Annotated in this window: 18 protein-coding genes; 6 read left to right on the top strand and 12 right to left on the bottom strand. The window is 33.1% G+C overall.

The features are described from left to right. Positions 1–106 precede the first annotated feature (106 nt). Positions 107–2,563, top strand: a complete 2,457-nt coding sequence (locus KLA_RS07365) for a zinc-dependent metalloprotease (protein WP_034644759.1) — start codon at positions 107–109, stop codon at positions 2,561–2,563. Positions 2,564–2,631: 68 nt separating this feature from the next. Here the strand turns inward: KLA_RS07365 and KLA_RS07360 are convergent, their stop codons facing one another. Further along, positions 2,632–3,345 carry a DUF6503 family protein gene (locus KLA_RS07360; protein WP_034644758.1) on the bottom strand — a complete coding sequence of 238 codons (714 nt, stop codon included), beginning with the start codon at positions 3,343–3,345 and terminating at the stop codon, positions 2,632–2,634. Between the two features lie 92 nt (positions 3,346–3,437). On the opposite strand from KLA_RS07360, the gene KLA_RS07355 reads away from it, so the two are divergent. Then, positions 3,438–3,800, top strand: a complete 363-nt coding sequence (locus KLA_RS07355; RefSeq protein WP_034644756.1) for a hypothetical protein — start codon at positions 3,438–3,440, stop codon at positions 3,798–3,800. A 74-nt stretch (positions 3,801–3,874) separates the two neighbouring features. On the opposite strand, the gene KLA_RS07350 is transcribed toward KLA_RS07355, so the two are convergent. Beyond that, positions 3,875–6,166: an inorganic phosphate transporter gene (locus tag KLA_RS07350; protein ID WP_013621222.1), complete on the bottom strand. Its 2,292-nt coding sequence runs from the start codon at positions 6,164–6,166 to the stop codon at positions 3,875–3,877. Positions 6,167–6,240: 74 nt separating this feature from the next. Then, positions 6,241–7,446 (bottom strand): porin, encoded by a 1,206-nt coding sequence (locus KLA_RS07345; RefSeq protein ID WP_034644754.1) that lies wholly within the window; start codon positions 7,444–7,446, stop codon positions 6,241–6,243. A gap of 223 nt (positions 7,447–7,669) precedes the next feature. On the opposite strand from KLA_RS07345, the gene dgt reads away from it, so the two are divergent. Further along, positions 7,670–9,013 carry a dGTP triphosphohydrolase gene (dgt, locus tag KLA_RS07340; RefSeq protein WP_013621220.1) on the top strand — a complete coding sequence of 448 codons (1,344 nt, stop codon included), beginning with the start codon at positions 7,670–7,672 and terminating at the stop codon, positions 9,011–9,013. Here dgt and KLA_RS07335 read toward each other — a convergent pair. Together KLA_RS07335 and KLA_RS07330 are read right to left on the bottom strand one after the other, a co-directional pair. After that, positions 9,010–10,110, bottom strand: a complete 1,101-nt coding sequence (locus tag KLA_RS07335; RefSeq protein ID WP_034644753.1) for a DUF3078 domain-containing protein — start codon at positions 10,108–10,110, stop codon at positions 9,010–9,012. The two genes, dgt and KLA_RS07335, sit on opposite strands and share 4 nt — an antisense overlap. A 4-nt stretch (positions 10,111–10,114) precedes the next feature. Beyond that, positions 10,115–11,884: a 1-deoxy-D-xylulose-5-phosphate synthase gene (locus KLA_RS07330; RefSeq protein WP_034644752.1), complete on the bottom strand. Its 1,770-nt coding sequence runs from the start codon at positions 11,882–11,884 to the stop codon at positions 10,115–10,117. A gap of 166 nt (positions 11,885–12,050) precedes the next feature. On the opposite strand from KLA_RS07330, the gene KLA_RS07325 reads away from it, so the two are divergent. Next, positions 12,051–12,500, top strand: a complete 450-nt coding sequence (locus tag KLA_RS07325) for a nucleoside deaminase (RefSeq protein WP_034644750.1) — start codon at positions 12,051–12,053, stop codon at positions 12,498–12,500. A 56-nt stretch (positions 12,501–12,556) separates the two neighbouring features. On the opposite strand, the gene KLA_RS07320 is transcribed toward KLA_RS07325, so the two are convergent. From KLA_RS07320 to aspS, 4 genes are all read right to left on the bottom strand, one after another. Continuing rightward, positions 12,557–12,748 (bottom strand): cold-shock protein, encoded by a 192-nt coding sequence (locus tag KLA_RS07320; RefSeq protein WP_034644878.1) that lies wholly within the window; start codon positions 12,746–12,748, stop codon positions 12,557–12,559. An 86-nt stretch (positions 12,749–12,834) separates the two neighbouring features. Then, positions 12,835–13,089, bottom strand: a complete 255-nt coding sequence (locus KLA_RS07315; RefSeq protein ID WP_141103717.1) for a hypothetical protein — start codon at positions 13,087–13,089, stop codon at positions 12,835–12,837. Between the two features lie 6 nt (positions 13,090–13,095). After that, complete coding sequence (locus KLA_RS07310) at positions 13,096–14,883, bottom strand: chloride channel protein (protein ID WP_034644748.1); 1,788 nt, start codon at positions 14,881–14,883, stop codon at positions 13,096–13,098. Between the two features lie 19 nt (positions 14,884–14,902). Further along, the gene (aspS, locus tag KLA_RS07305; protein ID WP_034644747.1) at positions 14,903–16,657 is read right to left on the bottom strand and encodes an aspartate--tRNA ligase; all 1,755 of its coding nucleotides are present in this window, start codon (positions 16,655–16,657) and stop codon (positions 14,903–14,905) included. Between the two features lie 215 nt (positions 16,658–16,872). On the opposite strand from aspS, the gene KLA_RS07300 reads away from it, so the two are divergent. Continuing rightward, positions 16,873–19,506 carry a TonB-dependent receptor gene (locus KLA_RS07300; RefSeq protein WP_034644745.1) on the top strand — a complete coding sequence of 878 codons (2,634 nt, stop codon included), beginning with the start codon at positions 16,873–16,875 and terminating at the stop codon, positions 19,504–19,506. A gap of 208 nt (positions 19,507–19,714) precedes the next feature. Continuing rightward, complete coding sequence (locus KLA_RS07295) at positions 19,715–20,065, top strand: toxin-antitoxin system YwqK family antitoxin (RefSeq protein WP_013621211.1); 351 nt, start codon at positions 19,715–19,717, stop codon at positions 20,063–20,065. 75 nt (positions 20,066–20,140) lie between these two features. Here the strand turns inward: KLA_RS07295 and KLA_RS07290 are convergent, their stop codons facing one another. The 3 genes from KLA_RS07290 to KLA_RS07280 form a co-directional block, all read right to left on the bottom strand. Then, on the bottom strand, positions 20,141–20,332 hold the full coding sequence (locus KLA_RS07290; protein WP_034644744.1) for a hypothetical protein: 192 nt from the start codon (positions 20,330–20,332) through the stop codon (positions 20,141–20,143). Positions 20,333–20,547: 215 nt separating this feature from the next. Beyond that, on the bottom strand, positions 20,548–21,993 hold the full coding sequence (locus KLA_RS07285) for a SusD/RagB family nutrient-binding outer membrane lipoprotein (protein WP_034644742.1): 1,446 nt from the start codon (positions 21,991–21,993) through the stop codon (positions 20,548–20,550). 11 nt (positions 21,994–22,004) lie between these two features. Continuing rightward, complete coding sequence (locus KLA_RS07280; RefSeq protein WP_034644740.1) at positions 22,005–25,097, bottom strand: SusC/RagA family TonB-linked outer membrane protein; 3,093 nt, start codon at positions 25,095–25,097, stop codon at positions 22,005–22,007. Positions 25,098–25,124 lie beyond the last annotated feature (27 nt).

The raw sequence follows: 25,124 nt of genomic DNA, 5'->3' as shown, positions 1-25,124 counted from the left end.
ACCGTGATTATTTATAATTGTTATGAACAATCTATTATTATATTAACTTTTCACTAACAAACATACAATTCTACATTTATTATATTGTAGCCCTAACAAACCACTAATGAAAAAAATACTCTTATTTTGCATAGCAGCATCGTTATTTTCTGCTGCTAGCACAACTGCCCAAAAGAAAAAAAAATCTAAAAAAGGGAAAACAGAACAAACAGCTCCTGCTCAAAAACCAAAAAAAGGAGACATTAAAAATTACAGTCAGGTTGTAACAAAAGATGCCGTTACTGACAATGGTCTCTTTACAGTGCATAAGGTTGATAAAAAGTATTTATACGAAATACCTTTTAGCAAGCTAAACAAAGATATGCTTTGGGTTACTAGAATAGCTAAAATACCTACCGGACTTGGCGGCGGATATATGAATGCCGGCTCTAAAACCAATGAGCAATTAGTACATTGGGTTCGTTTTCAAGACAAAATTTTACTTAAAGCAAAATCTTATGATAATGTTGCAGATAGCAGCAAAGCAATAAGTGCATCTGTAAAAGTTAACAACTATGAGCCTACCCTATTTGCTTTTGACATAGAAGCTTTTAACACAGACTCTACAAGTGTTGTTGTAGACGTAACTGCTTTATTTAACACAGATGTACCTGCAATTAGCGGACTATCTAGCAGATTAAGAAAAACATACAAAGTAAAAAGATTAGATCCAAAACGTAGTTTTATAAACAGTGTTAAAAGTTTTCCTGAAAACATAGAAGTAAAACAAGACTTTACTTTTAATGCATCAGAACCATCTACACTTAGAGCAACAGAATCTATTAGCTTACAAATAAATCAGTCTATGATTTTGTTACCAGAGCAACCAATGCAACCACGTATTTTTGACCCAAGGGTTGGTTTTTTTACTGTTAGTCAGTATGATTTTGGTAGTGACGAGCTAAAAGCAGATAAAAAAACATACATTAGACGTTGGAGGTTAGAACCAAAAGACCCTGAAGCATATGCAAGAGGAGAATTGGTAGAGCCTATAAAACCAATTGTTTACTACTTAGATCCTGGTACACCTGAAAATTTAAAAGAATACATTAAACAAGGTATTGAAGACTGGCAAAAACCATTTGAAACTGCTGGTTTTAAAAATGCAATAATTGCACGAGACGCTCCTACACCAGAAGAAGACCCAGAATTTAGCCCTGAAGACATTAGATATTCTATGATACGCTATGTTGCTAGCACAACAAGAAATGCAGTTGGCCCAAGTGTATCTGACCCAAGAAGCGGAGAAATTATTGAGAGTGATATTATTTGGTACCACAACCATTTACGTAGTTACAGAAACAGGTATTTATTAGAAACTGGTGCTGCTAACCCTAATGCAAGAACACTTAACACCAAACCTAAAGAAATAGGAGATATGATGCGTATGGTTATAGCACATGAGGTTGGCCATGCATTAGGTTACCCTCACAATATGGCTGCAAGTTATGCTTATCCTGTAGACTCTTTACGTAATGGAGAATTTACTCAAAAAAATGGTATTGCTGCTAGTATAATGGATTATGCTCGCTACAATTATATTGCGCAACCAGGAGATAAAAACATTAGATTTATTAGACAAATGGGACCTTATGACCATTATGTCACAAACTGGGGTTATCGTTATTTAGCGGCTAATTCTCCTGAAGCAGAAGTACCTACTTTAAGTAAATGGATCTTAGAAAAAGCAGACAATCCTATTTATAAATTTGGAAGACAGTCTAGCCGTTTTGATCCTCAATCACAAACTGAAGGATTAGGAGATGATCCAGTTAAAGCAAGCTCATACGGAGTAAAAAACCTTAAATATGTAGCAAAAAACCTTAGCAATTGGACATCTGACCAAACAAATAACTATGATGATTTAGAAGAATTATACGGAGAATTATTAGGTGTTTATAGTAGATACGCAGGCCATGTAGTAACCAATATTGGTGGTGTTTTTGAAAACTTAAAAACACCAAAACAAAATGGTCCCGTGTATACACCTTTAAGCAAAACTAAGCAAAAAGAGTCTATGAAATGGTTACAAGACAATGTGTTTAGCACCCAATCATGGTTAGTAGATAATGCCATTTTACAAAACATAGATTATGCTGGCTACCCAGAAAATTTACGTAAAGTACAAGCAAGACATTTAAATGGTGTTTTAAGCGCAGACCGCATTGGTAGGCTGCTAGATGCAGAAACCACAAACAAAACATACTACAGCGCTTTAGAAATGTTGTCTGACTTACGTAAAGGCATATGGAGAGAAGCTTACATTGGTAAAAGCGCAGATATTTACCGTAGAAACTTACAACGTACATATTTAGAACGTATGGAAACATTATTAAATGCAAAAAATAGCAGCAGATCTAGTTTTAATGTTACCACATCTGATGTAAGCTCTTTAGTTAGAGGAGAATTAAAAACCTTACGCTCTAAATTAAAAGTAGCAAAAAATGGAAGTATTAATACTGTTACACGCTACCATTATGAAGATGCTATTGCTAAAATAGACCAAGCTTTAGAACCTAAATAAAACACAGCACTACACATAAAAAGAGGGGTAATTTGTATAAATTACCCCTCTTTTTTATATCTTAAAAACTACTTTTTAGTTAACACATCAGTACCTAAAAGCTTATCATCTTTATTGGTATACCAAGCTCTAACGGCGGGCATACGCACACCATTTATAATTTCTGTATTAGACAATAAAATGTATTCTCCATCATTTTTAGTTTCGTCATGAAAAAACTGATACATCTCCATATCTAAAGATTTAGGGTTAAAATAAAAATACCAAGTATCTTTACCTACTTCTTTATCATAAGTTACCTTAATAACCTTATACCATTTTTTATTAATTGTTTTAGAATAAAGCTTAGGATCTACTATAGTGCCTTTGTCTTTTAGTTTCATTGGCAAACCGTATAAGTATGTATAGTAGTTTCTCATAAAAAGTGCACGTTCCTTATTAAACTTTAGCTTTTTTTGCTCTTCCTCATTTACAATCTGTCTGTCATCAACAAAAAAATGAACACTATCATTTACAACCTTAACAGTATGCTTTTTACCTTCTTTTGCGTTAGATAAAACAAAAGTGCTTTTAGGCTGGTTTATATGAATATCTGTAACTCTATCTTTTTTATTAGGAGTGCTCATTGTAACCACAAAGTCACCTTTAAAAGTAGGCCAATTATTATTAGGATCATAACGAGCAATTACTTTGTCTAAAAACTCAAAAGCTCCAGTTTCTTGAGCCTTTAAACTGGCAAAAGCTAGCATACAAAATGTAAAAAACAAAAATTTAATATTCATAAAATATTTTTTTTAAGGGTAATAATACTCCTAAAGTATAAAAACTATTTTTAGTTTAATTAAAAATTAATATTTTGTAAGAAAAATAGGCTATGAAAAAATCTTTAATACTTATAGCAGCTTTAGGCTTAATAGCAACTGCATCTTTAGCTCAGCAAAAAAATGTGTTCGCGTTAGATTCTACATTGCTAAACAAAACTACAACTCCTAATATCACAAGTCTATACAGCAATAAAAATTCTGATGCTTTCTCTAGGTTTAGAGAAAAAAATTTAGAAAAGTACAACAAGCAAAATAATTTTTATCTAACAGACGTAACCAGGCAAAAGAACAAACACAGTAGTAAAATGCCAGTTTATAAACCAAAGGGCAACTATTACACAAGAAACATTACAATAGATACTACCGCTACTTATAACCTAAAAATTATATCTCCTGATAAGATTAAAAACTAGTTGTAATTAAAATATTGAGTCAAAAAAAAAAAGCCCAACATAATTGTTGGGCTTTATATTTATATGCTCACTACTTATGAAATTGTAGCTGGCGGTACACTACTATCATGCTCGTTGTAATACAACTCTAACATAGTCATTGTAGCCGTCATCAAATCTTTAGTCTCTAATAATAATGAGAAATACAAAGTAGTATTTTTTGGGCTAGATTCTTCTGTTCTAGTACGCTCTACTTGTTTTTGTATTTTTTGAGAAAGTAACTCAAACAACTCCTCTTTTTCTTCTAAAATCTGCGCAATTCCATCAAAAGAACGCGTTTCAAATACAACCTGAGTTTCATTTAAAATATGCTCTAATTTATAGTCTATTTCTTTTAGCTCTTTAATTTGGTTATATTTTAATTTTTTATGGTTGTTATTAATATGCTTGTATGATATTTTAGTAATATACTCTAAAGACTGCGTCATATCTTGTAAAGAGCCTAAAATATTTATGTAAAAATTACTTGCCCCAACACTAGCATCATCTAAGTTTTTAATAAAATAAAAGATATGATCTCTTAAATCATCTACCTCATCACCCAATTTAACAACTCCTTTTTTATTCTTTTTAAGAATGTCTAAGTTTTGCTTAGCCAACCCATCAATAGAATTGGTATAAATTTTATTTGTTCTTTTAACAACATTAGCTGTGTTTTTAGCACTTTCAACAATAACACCTTGGATAGAACTACTTTCTGCTCTTCTAAGGCTATCTTCAGCCTTAATTTCTTTAGATTTTTTATTGTATGATATATAGTTTCTTGCCAATAATAAAATAGCAACAAATAATAATATTGAAATAGCTGCACCAGTACCAAAATTTATAAGAGTTAAAATAATACCAGCTGCAGTAAATGCAATAATTGCAGTTCCAAACCAACCACCAATAACATTTAAAACACCAGCAACTCTGTACACAGCACTTTCTGCACCCCAAGCTCTATCTGCTAAAGAAGTACCCATTGCTACCATAAAAGTTACATAAGTTGTAGACAATGGTAGTTTAAATGATGTAGCTACAGAAATTAAAATACCCGCAACAACTAAGTTAACAGCTGCCCTTACCATATCAAAAGCAGGCATTTCATAAGTTTTATCTTTAGCTAACGCTATTTTTGGTTTTTCAAATCTTGCTTCTACTTTATCAGAAATAGATTTAGGCATTACAGCAGATGTATATGTAGAAATTGCCATTCCTATTCTAACAATACCTCTAGACAAAAAGTTAGGTTCAAAACGTTCTTTACCTTCGCCTTCTCTAGACAAGTTTATTTCTGTTTCTGCTACATAGCGTGCCTTTTTAGAGAACCAAAGTGTTGCAACCATTATCATACCCGAAATAAACAACAACAACGTTGGCGTAGGCACTTTTTCTGACAAAATAGACATACTAAAAGCAGTTGCGTCTACACCAGATGCAGACCACTCTGTATAAGATTGGTATGCTGCAATTGGCACACCTATAAAGTTAACCAAATCATTACCAGCAAAGGCTAATGCTAACGCAAATGTACCAACACCAATAATAATTTTATAAATATTAAGCTTTGCAATTGCTGTTAGTATATATGATAAAACAAACCAAACAACAAAATTTACCAAAACAATAGGAAACCACTTAACCTCTAAAAAGTGCTTAATAGTCATATCTCCAATAAGCTCAAAACTCTGACTAGCAAATGCTGTACCTTTAATACCTTTCATAAAAATAAAGTAGGTAATAGCAGATAAACCAATACCACCAAATACAGAACCTACCCATTTTGCTTTTTTATCAAAATCATAAGATAAAAGTAAACGAGAAAACCACTGTACAATAGCACCTATTGAAAAAGCAATAACAACGGAGAGGAGAATACCAATTATAATTTCTGTTGCTTTGGAAGTATTAATATAATTTACAACGTCTGATGCACTACCACCAGCCTGTAATATTTTAATTAATGCCATTGCCACAGCTGCACCTAAAAGTTCAAAAACAATAGAAACCGTTGTAGATGTAGGCATACCCAAGGTATTAAAAAAATCTAACAACAGAATATCTGTAATCATTACGGCCATAAAAATGAACATAATCTCATTAAAATAGAACTCATTAGGGTTAAAAATACCTTTTCTAGCAACCTCCATCATCCCACTAGAAAATATAGCTCCACAGGCAATACCAACACTAGCAACAATCATTATAGATCTAAAGGAAATAGCCTTAGATCCTATAGCTGAATTTAAAAAGTTGACTGCATCATTACTCACGCCAACTACAAGATCCGCAATAGCCAAAACCGCTAAAGCTATAATCATTATTAAATAAATATTACTCTCCATAATTTATAAAAATTCAATTTGCAAATATGCTTTGTTTTTAACTGTCTAACGTTATGTTAAGGTTATTTTTTTACTTAAAAATGCACCTCTAACTGCAGTCTACATATAAGCCCCTCAGGACCATCTACTTCGCTTAAATAAGTAGCATCTGTTTGCACTTTTAACTTATGCCCAACAATGTATTTAGAAACGCCTAATGTGTATTGCAATTCTTTATTTCTGCCTGTGACATCTTTATCCAAATCTACAAATGTATATCTGCCAGACAGCTCCCAATTATTTTTAAACACATAACCAGACATTAAGTTTAGTCCGTTACCTACTTGCACTATATCACCAGTTACCGTACCATCATTATTTTTAGCAATGGCATCGCCGGCGTTTCTGTCTGCATATTCACCCATAAAGGAAAAGCCGTTATATTTAAACATAGCATTTACAAATAAAGTTTTTATGTCTGTTTCATAAAAACCGGTATCTGTATACATATAATCTCCTTGGTTGCTTCTTGTTTTTACAGCGTTATTATTAAAATCATAAGCTGCACCAATCATTAATTTAGGCTTTTTTTCACGTTTTAAATCGGCACCAACAAATTCTGTATTACCTGTAAAATTACCAAAAGGTAAAAAATCTATTCTTGCTGTGTATTGGTAACCTCCTAAATTTCCTTTGCTAACATTTCTTCCTTCTCCTTGAGAAATAGCTAATGCTTCTTTTACAATAAAATTTTCTGAAACATTAAATTTATGTCGTAATTGCATTCCCATATCTCTGTCTATTGTAAACCTACTATTTAACAAAGATCTATCAACCATTTGCATATTTGCAGAAGAAACTATGCGCTCTATATTTCCTGGTAATTTTGTTTGGCCTATCCACAGTTCAAAATTCTCATAAAAATTCCACATCACATAAGCATCTAAAATGTAGCGTGGAGCATCATGGGTAAACTCAGATCCTCCAGACAAATCTCTATTAGACAGCCCCAACTCAACCTTATATTTAAATTTAGGAGAGTAAGCAAAACCGCTAAATTTTAACCTGGCTCTACGCACTAAAAAGTTAGATCCTACAGAAGCTAAATTCCCATCTTCATTTTCTCCCCATTGTCCAATTCCTAAAAATTGCAAACGGGCAGATGCTTTCATAGTCCAAGTACTATCTTGCCCAACAATATTTAGTATACCCTTACCAAAACTAGGTGCTTTAATCTCCTGAGCTTCAAGCGTATTTAAACCTACTACAAAAAACAATACTGTAAAAATTCTAAAACACATAAATGCTATTTTCCTCTTGCAACAATCCTTTTACAAATGTTAATTAATTGTTTCTAAATTATTAACTAGATGCAAATTTAGGTAAACTAACTTAAAGACAAAGGTGTTATTTTAGATAACCCATACAACCATAAAATGTATAGTGTATAAATATACTTTTTAAGTTTATTCTACTTTATTTAAAAAGCTATTTAAGTATCTTGCAACTTTTAAATCATGTACTATGAATTGGGAACAATTACTATCTTTAAAGCGCTTTGGAGACACTAATAAAAGACTACGTAAAGAACAAGATGAAACCAGATTGGGTTTTGAAGTTGACTATGACCGTGTAATATTTTCGTCTGCATTTAGAAGTTTACAAGATAAAACCCAGGTTATACCACTTTCTAAGACAGACTTTATACACACTAGGCTTACGCACAGTTTAGAAGTGTCTGTGGTTGGCCGTAGTCTAGGACGTATTGTTGGAAAAAAAATACTAGAAAAACATCCGCACTTAAAAGAAGTTCACGGATACCATTATAATGATTTTGGAGCTATTGTTGCCGTTGCTTCTCTTGCACATGATATAGGAAATCCTCCATTTGGACATAGCGGAGAAAAAGCTATTGGCGAATATTTTAAAACCGGAAACGGACAAAAATACAAAACCAAACTTACAGCCAAAGAATACCAAGATATTATAGATTTTGAAGGAAATGCTAACGGGTTTAAACTGCTAACTGAATCTAGAACAGGTGTAGAAGGAGGATTAAGATTAAGTTATGCTACACTGGGTACTTTTATGAAATACCCAAAAGAATCTTTACCCAAAAAGCCCACAAAACATATTGCTGATAAAAAATTTGGTTTTTTTCAGACAGAAAAGGATTTTTTTAGTGAGGTTGCAGAAGAACTTGGCTTATTGCAAACCAGAGATGGCAAAGACATTTCTTTCTCTAGACACCCACTTACTTATTTGGTTGAAGCTGCAGACGATATTTGTTATACAATTATTGATTTTGAAGATGGCATAAACCTAGGTTTAATATCTGAAGACTACGCTTTAGAATACTTAATTAAGCTAGTTAAAGACAAGATTAACACAAAAAAATACAACGAAATGGTTTTTATGCAAGATCGTCTTAGCTACTTAAGAGCACTTGCCATAAACACATTAATTACAGATGCAGTTGCTATATTTTTAGAAAATGAAGAAGCTATTTTAGATGGTTCATTTGACGTATCTTTATTAGATAAAAGCAACTATATTGCCCAAATAAAAGACATAATATCTTTAAGTGTATCTAAGGTTTATAAATCACAAGAGGTAATAGAAAAAGAAATAGCTGGCTATAAAATTATATCAGATATTTTAGATGTATACACAAATGCTTTAGTAAAAACAGCAGAAGGTACTGCTTCTAATTATGATAGTATTGTTTTACAAACATTACCAGAACATTACCAAAATACAGATGCTCCTTTGTACAACTTACTTTTAAATACCTGCTGTTATGTGGCAAGCTTATCAGATAGTGGCGCTGTGCACATACACAACAAAATTATGGGCAAACAACTTTAAAAATCATAAGATAACCCCACACCAAGTAGCTGCTTAAATTGTATTTTAGGCCTACCAGGTGTGGTTACAACACCATCTGTTACAACCTCATCAAAAACAACATCATCATCATATAAAAGATTGGTGCCAATATTAGCTTTTACGTATTGGTTAACCTTCATATCTAAACGCAGTTCCCAATCTACATCTATATTACCAAAACTATTTAGGTAATCTGTATAAAGAGTTAAGTCATGCGCTAAAGTCATATTTTTAGCCACATCTGTTTTCCATGTATTAGTAACTAAAAAGCCAAATTCCATTAAAGTTCGCTCTCCTTCTTTTGTGATGTTACCATCTGCATCTCGCTCAGCTTTTTGCACACCAAAAGCACCAGAATTTGCTAACTCTTGATCTAACACAAAAGTTGCTTTTTGTGTTATTGGTGATATGTATAAGTTAAACTTTTTACCTTCTGGAATATAAGAAGTACCCGCTCCTAAAAACAAATAACCAGGTGCCATAAATGTAGAAATTTTATCTTCTGTATTTGGGTATTTATAACCGTCTGCAAATTGCGAATTAAAGTTTGCCTTAACAGAATAGTACCAATTACTTATTGTGTCTCTCCTATATGCAAAAGTAGAGCTAAAACGAATTGCATCATCTGCCTTTCTTAATTTCTCACCTTCTATGGCACTAAGTCCAAACCTAAGATCTAAACTATTGTTCCACTGTATGTATCTAAACTTGTAATTACGAACAAATTTTACATTTCCTATAGCCGATACAGAGTTGTTACCACCAGCTTTCCAGTTTACAAAAGCCACCTCATTAATAGCTATACCTAAATGGTTTGTTTTATCCCAAAAAGAAGGAACCTTAAACCACCCAAAATTTTCTCTACGTGGGTTTGCCTCATAAGTAATTCTTGGGTTAGCTAGCTTAACACCTCTAGGGATATTCTTAATTTTTTCTTGATTCTTACGAACTACAATTGTACCTACTATAGTGGTATCTACCTGAACAGAATCTGTTTCTACAGGATTAGAAATTTGAGCGTTTATTTCCGCTATACAAAAGGTTAAAACTAAAATTACAATTGTTTTTTTAAACATAATCCTATTCGTTTGCATGTAAAGATTCTATAAAAATCTTAAAACTATTTGCTCCTATATTATTTATTTCATGTAGTTGCGCTACACTGCCATGTTGCACAAAAACATCATCTATTCCTAAAATATGCACCTTATTTGTAAAGCTATTGGTATTTGCAAACTCTAAAATAGCACTACCAAAACCTCCAATTTTACAACCATCCTCAATAGTAACTATTGTTGAATATTTGTTAAAAATAGACAATAATTTTGTAACGTCTAATGGTTTTATAAATCGCATATTAACGTGTCCTATTTTACTACTGTCTAAATCATTTAAAACAGCCGCAACCATGTTACCAATATGACCTACAGAAAGCACCACAATTTCTGTGCCTTTTTTTAATTCTAAAGATTTTCCTATCTCAATTTTTGTAAATGGTTGTTTCCAATTTTTAGTAACACCTCTGCCTCTTGGATACCTTATTGCAATAGGCTGTTGCAATCCCAATTGGGCGGTGTACATTATATTTCTTAATTCCTCCTCATTCATAGGAGCAAAAATTAACAAATTTGGTATGCAACGTAAATAAGCAATATCATAAACACCATGATGCGTGGCACCATCTTCACCAACCAAACCTGCCCTATCTAAACAAAAAATTACTGGCAAGTTTTGCAATGCTACATCATGTATAACCTGGTCATAGGCACGTTGCAAAAAAGTAGAGTATATATTACAAAACGGAACCAAACCCTCTGCCACCATACCAGCAGCTAAAGTTACTGCATGTTGTTCTGCAATACCTACATCAAATGCCCTATCAGGAATTTCTTCCATCATAATTTTTAAAGAGCTACCTGTTGGCATAGCAGGCGTAATACCTACTATTTTTTTATTTTCTTTAGCTAACTCAACAATAGTTAAACCAAAAACATCTTGATATTTTGGCGTTCCCTCTCCGTTAACCTTAGGCAATAAATCTCCTGTAACTTTATTAAATTTACCTGGCGCGTGGTAGGTTACTTGGTTTTCTTCAGCTTTTTTAAGTCCTTTTCCTTTTGTAGTAATAACGTGTAAAAACTTAGGGCCTTTAACTGTTTTTAGTCTGTTTAACTCCTCTATAAGTAAAGGTAAATTATGGCCATCTATTGGTCCTGAATAATTAAAATTTAACGCTTCAAAAATATTATCTTGCTTTGCACTACCTTTTTTAACATTGGTAAGGTATTGTTTTAAAGCTCCAACGCTTGGGTCTATACCAATAGCATTATCATTTAAAATTATTAGCACATTTGCATCTGTTACGCCAGCGTGGTTTAACCCTTCAAAAGCCATACCGCTAGCAATAGAAGCGTCTCCAATTACCGCTATATGCTGCTTTAAAGTTTCCCCTTTTAATTTAGAGGCAATTGCCATACCCAAAATAGCAGAAATAGATGTAGAGCTATGCCCTGTTCCAAAATCATCATAAATACTTTCTTCCCGTTTAGGAAAACCACTAATACCGTTTAGTTGCCTATTGGTTTCAAAAACATCACTTCTACCCGTTAAAATTTTATGTCCGTAAGCTTGGTGACCTACATCCCAAATTAATTTATCAAACGGCGTATTAAATACATAGTGTAAAGCAACGGTTAGCTCAACCACACCTAAACTAGCTCCTAAATGCCCTTCTTTAGCAGAAACAATATCAATAATAAAATCTCTAAGCTCCTTTGCTACAATTGGCAAGTTTTGCGCTGGTATTTTGCGCAAATCATCTGGAGTTGTTATGTTGTTTAAATATGCCATTTAAACAGCAAATTTAAAGGGTATTTATGAGTAAATAAAGAAATAAGTAAAGAGTTATAGCTTTACAACCAAATGTGCTACATAAAAGGTTGTATTTTATTTGGTAAGGTTGATAAACTCTAAAGCTAAGCTTAAAAACTGTTGGTATTTTTTATACTTTTACTCCATGATAAATCCTTTTGACGACACGTACTTTATGAAAAAAGCCTTAGAAGAAGCACAAGCTGCTTATAACAAAGGAGAAGTACCTGTTGGAGCTGTTATAGTTATAAAAGACCGTATAATTGCACGTGCACATAACTTAACAGAACAATTAAATGATGTAACAGCACACGCAGAAATGCAAGCTATAACTTCTGCTGCAAATTTTTTAGGCGGTAAATATTTAGAAAACTGCACACTTTATGTAACCTTAGAACCTTGCCAAATGTGCGCAGGAGCCTTGTATTGGAGTCAAATTTCTAAAATTGTGTACGCAGCTAAAGATGTAAAAAGAGGTTTTACTGTAATGGGCACAACCTTACACCCTAAAACAAAAATATCTGGTGGTTTATTAGAAAAAGAAGCCTCTGAACTTTTAAAACGGTTTTTTATTGAAAAACGAAACTTGAATTAAAAATAAAAAGCCTTGCAATGCAAGGCTTTTGTTTTAATCAAAATAAATATACTTTATTAGATTACTTGCACTTGTGCAGCAACCACTCCTTTTCTTCCTTCTTCTTCTACGTATTCTACTTTGTCTCCTTCGTTTAGCTCTACTCCGTTTAGCGATGTTGCATGCACAAAGATGTCTTTTCCTGTTTCGTCGTTTGTAATGAATCCATATCCTTTAGAGTCATTATAAAATTTTACTGTTCCAGTCATTAAAAATAAATTATAAAAAATGTTAATACTCAAATATAACATATTTTAATTAGAGCAATGTAAACAGAAGTTAAAATCGCATAAAATTATTGATTATCAGTCTTTTCCAAGTTTTTCCCTTGCATTTTCTTAATATTTTCTTCATTTAGCATGTAATTTTTAACATTCTTCCCCTTACTTACTCTTATTAAAAAAAGAGGCATTGCTATAAAAAATATTCCTACGGTTCCAAAACCTATAAACTTGTGCGCTATGGCTTCATTCCCTTCTAAAATAATAAAACCATACACTATTAAGCCTATTGCCACTATAGCTACTATACCACTACTATATTTCATCATACATCATTATTTTGTGAAATCTATTAATTTTTTTCTGTAAGCTGTTAATAGTTTAGATTTAGACACAAAGCCTATATACTTCCCTTCTTTAACAATTGGTAAGTTCCAAGCACCTGAAAGTTGAAATTTATCCATTACTGCCTGCATATTGTCTTTTTCATATTCTATTACCTCTGGCACAGACTGCATAAAATTTTCTACTTTTAACGTTTTATACAGCTCTTGTTTAAACATTACATCTCTAATATCATCTAAAAGCAAAATACCTTTTAAAGCTCTTCCTTTTTTATCTAATACAGGAAAAATATTTCGGTTAGATTTAACAATTGCAGAATGCACTACATCTCCTAACGTCATATTTTGTTTTAAAGGAATAAAGTTAGTCTCTATAACGGTATCAATATCCATTAGTGTAAGGACTGCATGATCTTTATCATGAGTTAACAACTCACCTTTACGACCTAACTCCATAGTGTACACAGAGTGCGGATAAAAATACTTTGTAATACCAAATGACAATGTTGCTGTAATCATTAAAGGCACAAAAAGTTCATAACCACCAGTAACTTCGGCAATTAAAAATATAGCTGTTAATGGCGCATGTAACACGCCTGCCATTAAACCTGCCATACCAATTAATGTAAAATTACTTTCAGACACTGGTGAGCTAACCAAGCCTGTTGCATTTATAATTTTAGCAAAGCAATTGCCCATTATGCTTCCCATAAATAATGTTGGCGCAAAAATACCTCCTACACCACCTGCTCCAAAAGTTAAAGAACCTGCTATTACTTTAAAAAACACCAAACCTCCCAACAAAGCTATAATTACCCATACGTTTTCTAGGTCTAAATGCAAAAAGTTAGTAGATAAAGCTTTTTCTGGATGCCCTGCCATAAGGTGGTTAATAACATCAAAACCCTCTCCGTATAGTGGCGGAATAAAATAAACCAAAACCCCAATAGAAAGTCCACCAATTATTAATTTTTTTAAGGGCGATTCTATTTTATCAAACAATTGCTGAATACGATCATAAACCTCTGTATAGTACATAGAGATTAATGCAGAGACTACACCTAATGCCATATAAAAAGGAACATCAGAAATAACAAATTTGTCTTCTAATGTAAACGGAAGCAAAACATCGTCTCCAAAAAAAAAGTAAGATGTTATTATTGCTGACAAAGATGCCAGTAATAAAGGTAACATAGACGCAATAGTTAAATCTAAACTAAATACTTCTATAGCAAAAACAATTGCCGCTATGGGCGCTTTAAATATTGAAGATAAAGCACCAGCTGCAGCACAACTAATTAGTAAGTTACGCGTTGTTTGGTCTAGATGAAAAAAACGAGATAAATTAGAACTTATAGCAGCACCTGTAGCTACCGTAGGGCCTTCTAAACCTACAGACCCACCAAAACCAACTGTTATTGGAGCTGTAATTAAAGAACCAAACATTTGATACCTTTTCATAAACCCTTTACGCTTGGCTATTGCGTACAATGTTGAAGGTATACCGTGACTAACCTTGTTTCTAATAATATATTTAACACATAAGTACACTAAAAAAAAACCTAGTATTGGCGACAAAAAGTAAAAAGCATGATGGTAATTAGCCACCAATTTACCCTCTAACGCGTGTTGTATAAAATGGGTTGCATTTTTTAGCAACACTGCACCAATACCAGATGTTATACCTACTATTACACTAAGAATGTATATAAACTGCCTATTTGTAATGTACTTTGCTCTCCATACTAAAATACGTTTAAGCAATTTTTTATTAGACATTACGTAGCTTTTTAAATTCCTATTTGTTAACTGTTACTTGTAAGCTTAGTTCTTTTAGTTGTTCATCATCAATTGCAGCAGGAGCATCTATCATAACATCTCTACCGCTATTGTTTTTAGGGAAAGCAATAAAGTCTCTAATTGTTTCTTGTCCTCCTAAAATAGACACCAATCTATCCAAACCAAAAGCTAAACCTCCGTGTGGTGGTGCTCCATATTGAAAAGCATCCATTAAAAAGCCAAATTGCTCTTTAGCTTCTTCTGGTGTAAAGCCCAAATGTTTAAACATTGTAGCTTGCGTTTCTTTATCGTGTATACGTATAGATCCTCCTCCAATTTCGTTTCCATTTAAAACCAAATCGTATGCATTGGCTTTTACAGCACCTGGATCTGTATCTAAAAGCTCTAATTGACCTGGTTTAGGAGATGTAAACGGGTGGTGCATTGCATGGTAATGCCCTGTTTCTTCATCTAACTCTAATAAAGGAAAGTCTATAACCCACAATGGTGCAAACTCATTTGGTTTACGTAAGCCCAAACGTTCTGCAAGTTCCATACGTAAAGCACTTAGTTGCGCTCTTACTTTATTTGTTGGCCCAGAAAGCACACAAACCAAGTCTCCTGGTTTAGCACCTGTTCGTTCTGCCCATTTAGCAAGATCTTCTTGGTCATAAAATTTATCTACAGAAGATTTAAAAGAACCATCATCATTGCAACGAGAATAAACCATACCTAAAGCACCAACTTGCGGACGCTTTACCCAGTCTATTAATTTATCTATTTCTTTTCTAGTGTACGCGTTACCACCTGGCACAGCAATACCAACAACTAACTCTGCATTATTAAAAACACTAAAATCTTTATGTTGTGCTATATCATTTAGCTCGCCAAATTCCATTCCAAATCTAATGTCTGGTTTATCATTACCATACAAGCGCATAGCATCATCAAACAACATTCTAGGAAACTTATCTACTTCTACACCATTAATCTCTTTTAAAAGGTGGCGTGTTAAGTTTTCAAAAATGTTTAAAATATCTTCTTGCTCAACAAAAGCCATTTCACAGTCAATTTGCGTAAACTCTGGCTGGCGATCTGCTCGCAAATCTTCATCTCTAAAACATTTTACAATCTGAAAATATTTATCCATACCACCTACCATAAGCAACTGCTTAAAGGTTTGTGGTGATTGTGGCAAAGCATAAAACTCACCCTCGTTCATACGACTAGGAACCACAAAATCTCTAGCACCTTCTGGTGTAGATTTTATTAAATAAGGTGTTTCTACCTCTATAAATCCATTATTTGACAAAAAATTACGCACTTCCATAGAAACCTTACTCCTAAAAATAAGATTGTTTTTTACAGGGTTTCTACGAATATCTAGGTAACGATATTTCATACGTAAATCTTCACCACCATCAGTTTCATCTTCAATTGTAAATGGTGGCACAATAGCCTTGTTTAAAATAGTTAATTCAGATACTAGAATTTCTATTTCTCCAGTAGGCATATTAGGGTTTTTAGAAGCCCTTTCTATTACCTTACCTTTAACTTGTATTACAAACTCACGCCCTAATTTTTGGGCACGCTCCATCATTTCTTTACTTGTACGTTCTTCATCAAAAACCAACTGAGTTATACCGTAACGGTCACGTAAATCTACCCATACAATAAAACCTTTATCTCTTGACTTTTGCACCCAACCAGAAAGTGTAACCTCTGTATTTATATGAGTTGCGTTTAATTCTCCACAATTGTGACTTCTATACATTTTTAATAGCTAAAGTTGAAAGTAGCAAAGGTATAAAAGTATCTCATTAACTTAAAAACTATATGTGATTTAAAAAAATAGTATGTAGTAAGAAAAAAACTATAAATAAAAACTTAAATTACATGTGTTAAAAACTAACATTTGTTAATTTTTTATTTGTTTATGTGACAAAAATGTCATTATCTTGTCATATAACTAATAAAACACTTAATTAAATGAAAAATTATTTATCAAGAAAACTACTTGGTTTAGTTTTCCTTGTTTCCCCTTTGTTTGCTATGGCGCAGGGTGAGATAAGTGGAACAGTAACAGACCAAAACAATGAACTTTTACCAGGAGTAAACATCATTATTAAAGGAACAACAACCGGAACAACCACAGATTTTGATGGTAATTACAGCATTACTGCAGAGAGTTTTCCTGCAACATTAATTTTTTCTTCTATAGGCTTTAATACCAAAGAAATTGTTGTTAACGCCGCAGGTAAAGTTAATATGACTTTACAAGAGGGTTTGGCTTTAGATGAAGTAGTATTAACAGGTAACAGATCTAAACCTAGGACTATTTTAGATTCTCCTGTGCCAATAGATAATATAGGCGTAGCAGAACTTACAAGTAGCGGAAAACCTACGGTAGATAGGATGCTTACTTTTAAAGTACCTTCATTTAATGCACAAACACAAGCAATTTCTGATGCAACAGCGCATTATGATCCAGCAGATTTACGTGGCTTAGGTCCTAGTAGAACTTTAGTTCTTGTTAACGGAAAACGTAAAAACCAAAGTGCACAGGTTTACTTAAACAGAACACCAGGTAAAGGTGAAGTTGGGGTAGATCTAAAAAGTATACCAACTGCTGCTATAGAAAGAGTAGAAGTATTAAGGGATGGTGCTTCTGCACAATATGGTTCTGATGCCATTGCCGGTGTAATTAATATGGTATTAAAGAAAAACGCCAAATACACAACAGTATCTGCCAGAACAGGTATTACGTCTCAAGGAGATGGCTTTAACTTTGCTGCAGATGCTAACACTGCTTTTAATTTTGGTGACGGCGGGTTTATAAACCTAACATTGGGTTACTATAACCAACAACTAACAAACAGAGCTGGTTCTCCTGGTATTGCAGATTTACCTGCAGATGCTAGACCAAATGAAATACAATGGGCTACTGAAAATCCTGAATTAGGAATGAAAGTTGGACAGCCAGATTTAGAAAAAGGAGATTTATTTGTTAACCTGGGACATCCATTAGGTGAAAATGCAGAACTGTACTCTTTTCATGGATACTCTACCAGAAAGGGACGTAGTTTTGCATATTACAGAGCTCCTTACTGGAGAAGAGGCGTTGCTGATTCTGAATTTTTAACAAGGTCTGAAGATTTTGTAGGTTACCAACCAAGTTTTGAAGCACAAATTGATGACCACATCAATGCCTTAGGTGTAAAGTTTGATATTACAGACACTTTTAATGCAGATGCAAGTGTTACTTATGGCTCTAACAGTGTAAATTATACTGTAAATAACTCTGTAAATCGTGACTATTTAGCTGATAACGGAACTTCACCTAGAACTTTTAAACCAGGTGGATATACATTGAGCAATGTTGTAATGAACCTAGATTTTGCTAATGCTTTTACAGAGCAATTAACATCTTCTTTTGGGGTAGAATACAAAAAGGAATATTATGAAGCAATTGAAGGAAACCCTTTATCATATTACAAAGGCGGGTCTGATTCTTTTGCTGGTATTAAGCCAGACGAAGCTGGAAAGTGGAACAGAGATAATATCGCTTTTTATGCCGGATTAGATTATGATATTACCGAAGATCTTTTATTAGGATTAGCTGGTAGATATGAAGACTTCTCAGATTTTGGAGACAACTTTTCTTGGAAAGTGTTTGGCCGCTATAAATTAGGAGACAAAGGTGCTATTAGAGGCTCATACAGTACTGGCTTTAGAGCCCCAACCTTACACCAACGTTACCTAACAAATAGCCAATACATTATTGTTGATGGTTCTCCAGAGCCTGTATTACAAGGAACACTTGCTAATAACAATTCTGCTGTACAAGCCTTAGGTGTACCTAGTTTATTTGCTGAAACTTCTAGAAATATTTCTGCTGGTTTTACGTATAAAATAAATCCTAAATTTTCTGCATCTATAGATTTTTACCAAATACACGTAGATGATAGAGTACTATTTTCTTCACAAATTGGTTATGATGGAGATGATGCAAGTACAAACCCTGTAGAACAAATTCTTATAGACAATAATGTGGTAGCTCTTCAGTTCTTTATTAATGCTGGCGACACAAAAACTACGGGAGCAGATTTTGTACTTAATTATAGAGGTATAGATATGGGACAAGGTAGATTTAATGTGAGTTTAGCTGCCAATGTTAACGAAACTACAATTGATGCTATTGAGACTCCTCAAGTTCTTGCAGATAATGGCTATAATATTTTTACAAGAGAAGAAAAAGGTTTAATTACAAATTCTAGACCTAGGTCTAAATTTATTTTAGGTATGGATTATGACACTGATAAATTTAACATTGGCTTAAATAATACTCTTTTTGGTAAGGTAACTGTTACTGCTCCAGAAACAGGAGGTATAGATCAAGATTTATCTTCTATGTTGGTTACAGACTTAAATTTAAGCTACAAAGTAACAGACAAACTTAGTTTTACTGGTACTATTAATAACTTATTTGATGTTTACCCAGACAAAACTTTAGCAACTACAAATACAGCTGAAGCTGGTGGAAGATTTCAGTACTCTTCTGAGGTACAACAAGGTGGACAATTTGGTACTAACTTTAGCTTAGGAATGAACTACAGTTTTTAAAAAAATTTAAACTTTAAATTTAAAAGCGGCCTATGAGCCGCTTTTTTTATCGTTGTATGTTAAGTATTAAAAATAATTAAATACCTGATTATCAGAGTTTTGTATCTTTAATGTAAATTTAATGTTAACTTAAAGCGTATTTATTGTAAAATAAAATGTATCTTTATATCGTTAATGTTAAGAAATTAAAAATTAAAACCTACATATCATGAAAAAAATAGCACTAGTATTCGCATTTATATTCTCAATAGCAATAGTTAACGCACAAAGTACAAAACCAGTTTTTGAAAAAGCAGATAACAAAGTAAAAGCAACTTATTTTCACTCTAACGGAGAGGTTGCACAAGTTGGACACTTTTTAAATGGTAAATTACACGGTGAGTGGACTATGTTTAATGAAGAAGGTAAAAAAATAGCAACGGGTAATTATACTGAAGGTAAAAAAACCGGAAAATGGTTTTTTTGGAATAAAACAGAATTAAACGAGGTAGATTACAAAAACAGTAAAATTGCCAATGTTACAAAATGGAATAACGAGGGAACATTAGTAGTAAACTAATTACTACTTAAATAAAACCCATTAAAAAACCCAGAGAATTTAAATTCTCTGGGTTTTTTATTTTTTGTTTACTTATTAAACAAATAAATGGCAATCTTTACAGTCTTTAATTTCCCCATAATACGTTTGTCTATACTTGTACAAGGTTTTTACAGGAATTCCTAAAACGTATTTCTTTACGTAGGTTACTTTAGCCGCAAGTTGCCCCATTCTTTTGGTGTATCGCTTTTCTACTTTGCTTTTTCTTTTGACTTGTATAATCTTCATAATTGAAATTGTTTACCAACAACATACATTTATACGAACCAAATGCAAGATAAAAGTGTTAATATTTTGTTATAACACAAAAATAAAGCCACTATAACGATATAGTAACAACTTAATTTACAAATACTTACTTTTATAAAATGAAAAACTAGCACCAAAACAAGGTGCTAGTTAAACAAACTAAAAAACGATATTTATAAACGTATGTAAATACCTTACTTTAAAATCCACATTTGTGAATTAATATTATCACCAGTAGTAAACTGTCTATTAATAGCTTCCTCTAAATTTTTAGGGTTATTAGTAGACTCACTTGTTGGGTACAACCATCTTTTTGGTATTCTAGCTTCGTTTAATGTTCCGCCTCCGTCTACATTAAACTCCGGATAACCAGTTCTACGCTGGTCATAAAACATTTGCCAACCAGTATTTAAAAACAACGCTATGTGTTTTTGAGTTGCAATACTCTCTATAGGGTTTGTAGCATTAAGTTGCACATTTGGGTTTGCCAAATAATCATCAGTATTTGTAATACCATAAAATTCCATAGACGCCTTAATACCCTCTGTATAATACGCAGAAGCATCACCAGAAATCCATCCTTTAGTTACAGCTTCTGCTAAAATAAATTGTAGCTCTGCATAACCAATTAACAAGCTAGACTCATTAACAGGGTCATTATAATACCTTGGAGCAATTCTAGATGCATTACCAGCTACTGCCTTTGCTGCGTTATCACTAAAAACAGCACTACCATATAAGCCTCCATAGGCATTAAAATCAGTTTTATCTAACGCAGAGGCACTTGGCATTTTTTCTGCAAAAACAAATAACCTTGGATCTTCTAAATTTTTCAACTTATTTACAAAAGACTCTTCTAAATAATATGCAGTTTGCAAGTTGTTGTTGTTAAAAAATGGGTAACGGTTGTTTTGTATGTTTACAAAAGTTAATGCACCGTTGTCATCATTAGAACTAAACAAAGGATATTTACTTGGGTTATCTACAACCTCTTTAAACCTACCCACAACGTTTAAAGATGCAACATCTGTTTTATTAGATAACATTAACAAAACTCTTAAGTAGTAAGAGTTAATTAACTTTTGCCATTGTAGTTTATCACCATTGTAAATTACATCACCCAAAATAAGTTCATCATTAGCAGCAAGCTCGTTAGAAGCCGATTTTAAATCTGTTAACACCTTTAAAAAAATTTCTTCTTGTGTGTCATATACAGGCGCATAAATTTGTTCATCTACGGCAATAGCCTGGCTGTAAGGAACATCACCAAAAACTAATGTAAGCTCTGTTATAAAGTACGAATTAAAAAACTTGCCCAAAATAGCATAAACCTCAGACTCTGCGTTCTGGCTCTCTTCTATCATTTTATGAACTTGCTTTATATTGTCATAATTAGCAAAAGAAGCTTGTTGCCAATTGTAGTATTGATTTTCATTAACACCGTCTGTAAATGCTAAATATCTACTTGCTAAAGCACTATTTAAACTAACAGTATTAAATGCTAGTGTTTGAATGTTAGTTAGCAATAAATCTGGACTAACTGCTGTTGCTCTGTTAGGATCATCTTGCAACTCTTCTATATCTGTACAACTTACTGTAAAGAAAATTGCACATAAAATGTATATACTAAATTTTTTCATTATGCTTTTATTTAAAATTTCACATTTAAGTTAAGTCCAATATTCCTAGTTGACGGAGCCTGTAATGCATCTACACCAGAATCTGGATCTACATTTGGCACATCAGAATTTAACCAAAGGTTACGTCCTATTAAAGACAAACTAAACTCATGTATAGGTGTGTTTGCTAATGCTTTTTTTGGAAAGTTATAGGTTAGTGTAACCTCTCTAAGCTTTACAAAAGACTCTTTATAATAGTGGTAATTTTTATTTTGACCATTACTAGTTGTCTGCATAAAGTTAATGTAGTTAACAGCAACGTCATTAGGAGCATACGTACGCGTATCACTAGTAATATTACCATTAACATCATAAGTTGCTGTGCCGCTTACAACCTTTACTCCCGGAGCTACATAAGAACTAACACCGTTATTAGCATCATCTCTAAACTGGTTTACTGTACCTTTGTGTTTACCGCCCCACCACATTTTTTGATTTGTAGTAGAGTAAATTAAACCTCCTATTCTACCATCAAACAAGAACGATAAATTAAGATTTTTATACTTAAATGTATTTGTAATACCGTACGTCCAGTCTGGATCATCATCACCAATATATCTCTGGTAAGGATCTGCAACAGGGAAACCATTTTCATAAATAACCTCTCCGTTAGCATTAGTCTGGTATACGTTAGCATAAATTTGATCTGTACGTTCACCAACTTTTATAAAGCCTTCTGTCTGCTCTCTATCTCCGTAAATTTCTTCTTGAAATCTTCTAAACCTACTAAAGTTTACAAGCATATCCCAACTAAAATTAGCTGTTTGTATGGGTTTAGCATCAAAAACAAACTCTAAGCCCTTGCGCTTGTACTCATCTCCATTAAGTAAAATACTCTCATACCCAGATCCTTCAGAAATTGGACTATAAATTAGGTTATTATAATCTTTAGCTTCAAAATAAGCAACATCTAAACCTAAACGATTATTAAACAACCTAACATTTGCACCAACCTCCCAAGTGTCTGATGTTTCTGGCTCTAAACCAGGAGAAAGCAAGCTAGATCCAAAAGATGCTGACGTATTACCGTTCCACGTTGTTCCCTTATCATAAGCTTGTATATAACTATAAGGATCGTCTCCTATTTTACCTTCTGACACTCTAGACCAAGAACCTCTTAATTTTGCAAAACTAATAGCCTGTGGCATATCAAAAAGGCTAGATAAAACTAAAGATCCAGATACAGATGGGTAAAAGAAAGAATTGTTTTCTTTTGGTAAAGTAGATACTTTATCATTTCTACCAGTTATAGATAAGTAAAATGCATTGTAAAAAGACATATCTACAAAACCATAAATACTCTTTATAGCTTCTTCTTGCTCTAAGTTAGATGCAATATAACTTGCTCCAGCATTATTAGCCAAATTGTAAAAACCAGGAATATTTAAACCATCTGTTTGCGTACTTGCAGTTGTAGATTTACGATAGTAATTAGAGTAAGCAACTTCACTTTTTAGTGTAAAATTATCTGAAAAGTTCTTTTCAAACTTTAAACCAAAATCTGTAATAATATCAAAATATCTACTATCTGCATTGGTAAAATTACCAAGAGATTTATTGCCATAACCCACATAACTTTTAGGCTCTTTATACGTTCTGTTTAAGCTGTAAACATTTATACCGCTTGTGCTTTTAACACTTAGTTCTGGCGTAATATTATACTCAAAGGCAACATTACCGTAAACATTATCTTTATCATAACCACGCTCATACTCATATGCCTGAAAGTAAGGATTGTTATAATATGACACATTAAAATGTCTTTGTTGGTACCCCTCTTGTCCCTCTCTCCAATAATTACGCAAATCTTTAACATCTACATCTACACCTGTCCACAAAACCAAATTGTACAAATAATTTGTTGGTCCGTAACCAACCTCAGGAAAATTATCTGTGTATTGCTTATTGTAAGTTAAGTTAGAGCTTACTTTAAAATTATCTGACGGGTTTAATGTACCACCAATTGTAAAAGAAGTGTTCCCCAAATCTGTATTAGGAACAATACCCTTTTGGTATACATTAGACACAGACATTCTATAACTAGCTTTATCATTACCCCAATTTACACTTACGTTATTGGTTTGTATAGAGCCTGTTTGAAAAAAATCTTTGATATTATCTTCACCTCTAGATGTAAACGGAATTGGAATTAAATTACCAGCAGCATCTGTAGGACTATTGTATTGCGTAGTTTCAAAAAAACCGCTTGCTGTACTTGGATCTAATTGATCTACTTTAGGACCCCAAATCCAGCCACCACCTTCAGAGCCACTACCTAAACCGTTAATATATGCGTATTGCCCTTGGTTACCGTTACCGTAAACTGTTTGCACATCTGGTACTTTAATAAAAGAAGGTTGAAAAAGCACTGAACTATTAACTGTTACAGTTAACCTTCCTTTTTCTCCTTTTTTACTTGTAATCATTATAGCACCATTTCTACCAGCAGAACCATAAAGAGCAGATGCAGTTGCACCTTTAAGCACGCTAATACTCTCTACATCATCAGAATTAATTTTCCAAATATCTGCAGAACGGTCTGGTATACCATCTATAACAACTAATGGTGTTGCGCCTCTTAAGCTAATTTCTGGATTCTGAAATAAGTCGGTAGAGTTTTTAATATTTAAACCAGCTACTTTACCCGTTAAAGAATTTACCAAGTTAGGCTCCTTTGCTTTTTCTAAAGAAGCTCCTTTAACTTCTTGTACAGCGTAACCCAATGCCTTTTTTTCTCTTTTTATACCCAAAGCCGTTACCACTACCTCTTCTAATGCCGCAGCATCTTCTAAAAGGGTAACATTAATTACTGTAGCATTTAAAACCGTAATTTGCTTTGTTTTAAACCCCATTGATGAAAATGTAAGCACATCTCCCTTTGCAGCATTAATGGTATAATTACCATCAAAATCTGTTGTTGTACCATTTGTAGTATTAGCAACTACAATGCTAACACCCATTAATGGTGTATTGCCCTCATCTACAACACTACCCGTAATAGTTTGTTGTCCGTAGCTAAAACAGCATACAAACAACATTACAATAAACGTAATTCTAAAATTCATTTTCTTTAATGTTAAGTTAAATTGGTT

Origin of the sequence: Cellulophaga geojensis KL-A (genome assembly GCF_000568425.1) — a bacterium.
Classification (GTDB): Bacteria; Bacteroidota; Bacteroidia; order Flavobacteriales; family Flavobacteriaceae; genus Cellulophaga; species Cellulophaga lytica.
This window is presented reverse-complemented; position numbering and strand designations above follow the sequence as displayed.

What these genes read in the sequence shown, in the direction of transcription:
- KLA_RS07365 (WP_034644759.1), top strand. Translation starts at nt 107, where the DNA reads ATGAAAAAAATACTCTTATTTTGCATAGCAGCATCGTTATTTTCTGCT.
- KLA_RS07360 (WP_034644758.1), bottom strand. Translation starts at nt 3,345, where the DNA reads ATGAATATTAAATTTTTGTTTTTTACATTTTGTATGCTAGCTTTTGCC.
- KLA_RS07355 (WP_034644756.1), top strand. Translation starts at nt 3,438, where the DNA reads ATGAAAAAATCTTTAATACTTATAGCAGCTTTAGGCTTAATAGCAACT.
- KLA_RS07350 (WP_013621222.1), bottom strand. Translation starts at nt 6,166, where the DNA reads ATGGAGAGTAATATTTATTTAATAATGATTATAGCTTTAGCGGTTTTG.
- KLA_RS07345 (WP_034644754.1), bottom strand. Translation starts at nt 7,446, where the DNA reads ATGTGTTTTAGAATTTTTACAGTATTGTTTTTTGTAGTAGGTTTAAAT.
- dgt (WP_013621220.1), top strand. Translation starts at nt 7,670, where the DNA reads ATGAATTGGGAACAATTACTATCTTTAAAGCGCTTTGGAGACACTAAT.
- KLA_RS07335 (WP_034644753.1), bottom strand. Translation starts at nt 10,110, where the DNA reads ATGTTTAAAAAAACAATTGTAATTTTAGTTTTAACCTTTTGTATAGCG.
- KLA_RS07330 (WP_034644752.1), bottom strand. Translation starts at nt 11,884, where the DNA reads ATGGCATATTTAAACAACATAACAACTCCAGATGATTTGCGCAAAATA.
- KLA_RS07325 (WP_034644750.1), top strand. Translation starts at nt 12,051, where the DNA reads ATGATAAATCCTTTTGACGACACGTACTTTATGAAAAAAGCCTTAGAA.
- KLA_RS07320 (WP_034644878.1), bottom strand. Translation starts at nt 12,748, where the DNA reads ATGACTGGAACAGTAAAATTTTATAATGACTCTAAAGGATATGGATTC.
- KLA_RS07315 (WP_141103717.1), bottom strand. Translation starts at nt 13,089, where the DNA reads ATGATGAAATATAGTAGTGGTATAGTAGCTATAGTGGCAATAGGCTTA.
- KLA_RS07310 (WP_034644748.1), bottom strand. Translation starts at nt 14,883, where the DNA reads ATGTCTAATAAAAAATTGCTTAAACGTATTTTAGTATGGAGAGCAAAG.
- aspS (WP_034644747.1), bottom strand. Translation starts at nt 16,657, where the DNA reads ATGTATAGAAGTCACAATTGTGGAGAATTAAACGCAACTCATATAAAT.
- KLA_RS07300 (WP_034644745.1), top strand. Translation starts at nt 16,873, where the DNA reads ATGAAAAATTATTTATCAAGAAAACTACTTGGTTTAGTTTTCCTTGTT.
- KLA_RS07295 (WP_013621211.1), top strand. Translation starts at nt 19,715, where the DNA reads ATGAAAAAAATAGCACTAGTATTCGCATTTATATTCTCAATAGCAATA.
- KLA_RS07290 (WP_034644744.1), bottom strand. Translation starts at nt 20,332, where the DNA reads ATGAAGATTATACAAGTCAAAAGAAAAAGCAAAGTAGAAAAGCGATAC.
- KLA_RS07285 (WP_034644742.1), bottom strand. Translation starts at nt 21,993, where the DNA reads ATGAAAAAATTTAGTATATACATTTTATGTGCAATTTTCTTTACAGTA.
- KLA_RS07280 (WP_034644740.1), bottom strand. Translation starts at nt 25,097, where the DNA reads ATGAATTTTAGAATTACGTTTATTGTAATGTTGTTTGTATGCTGTTTT.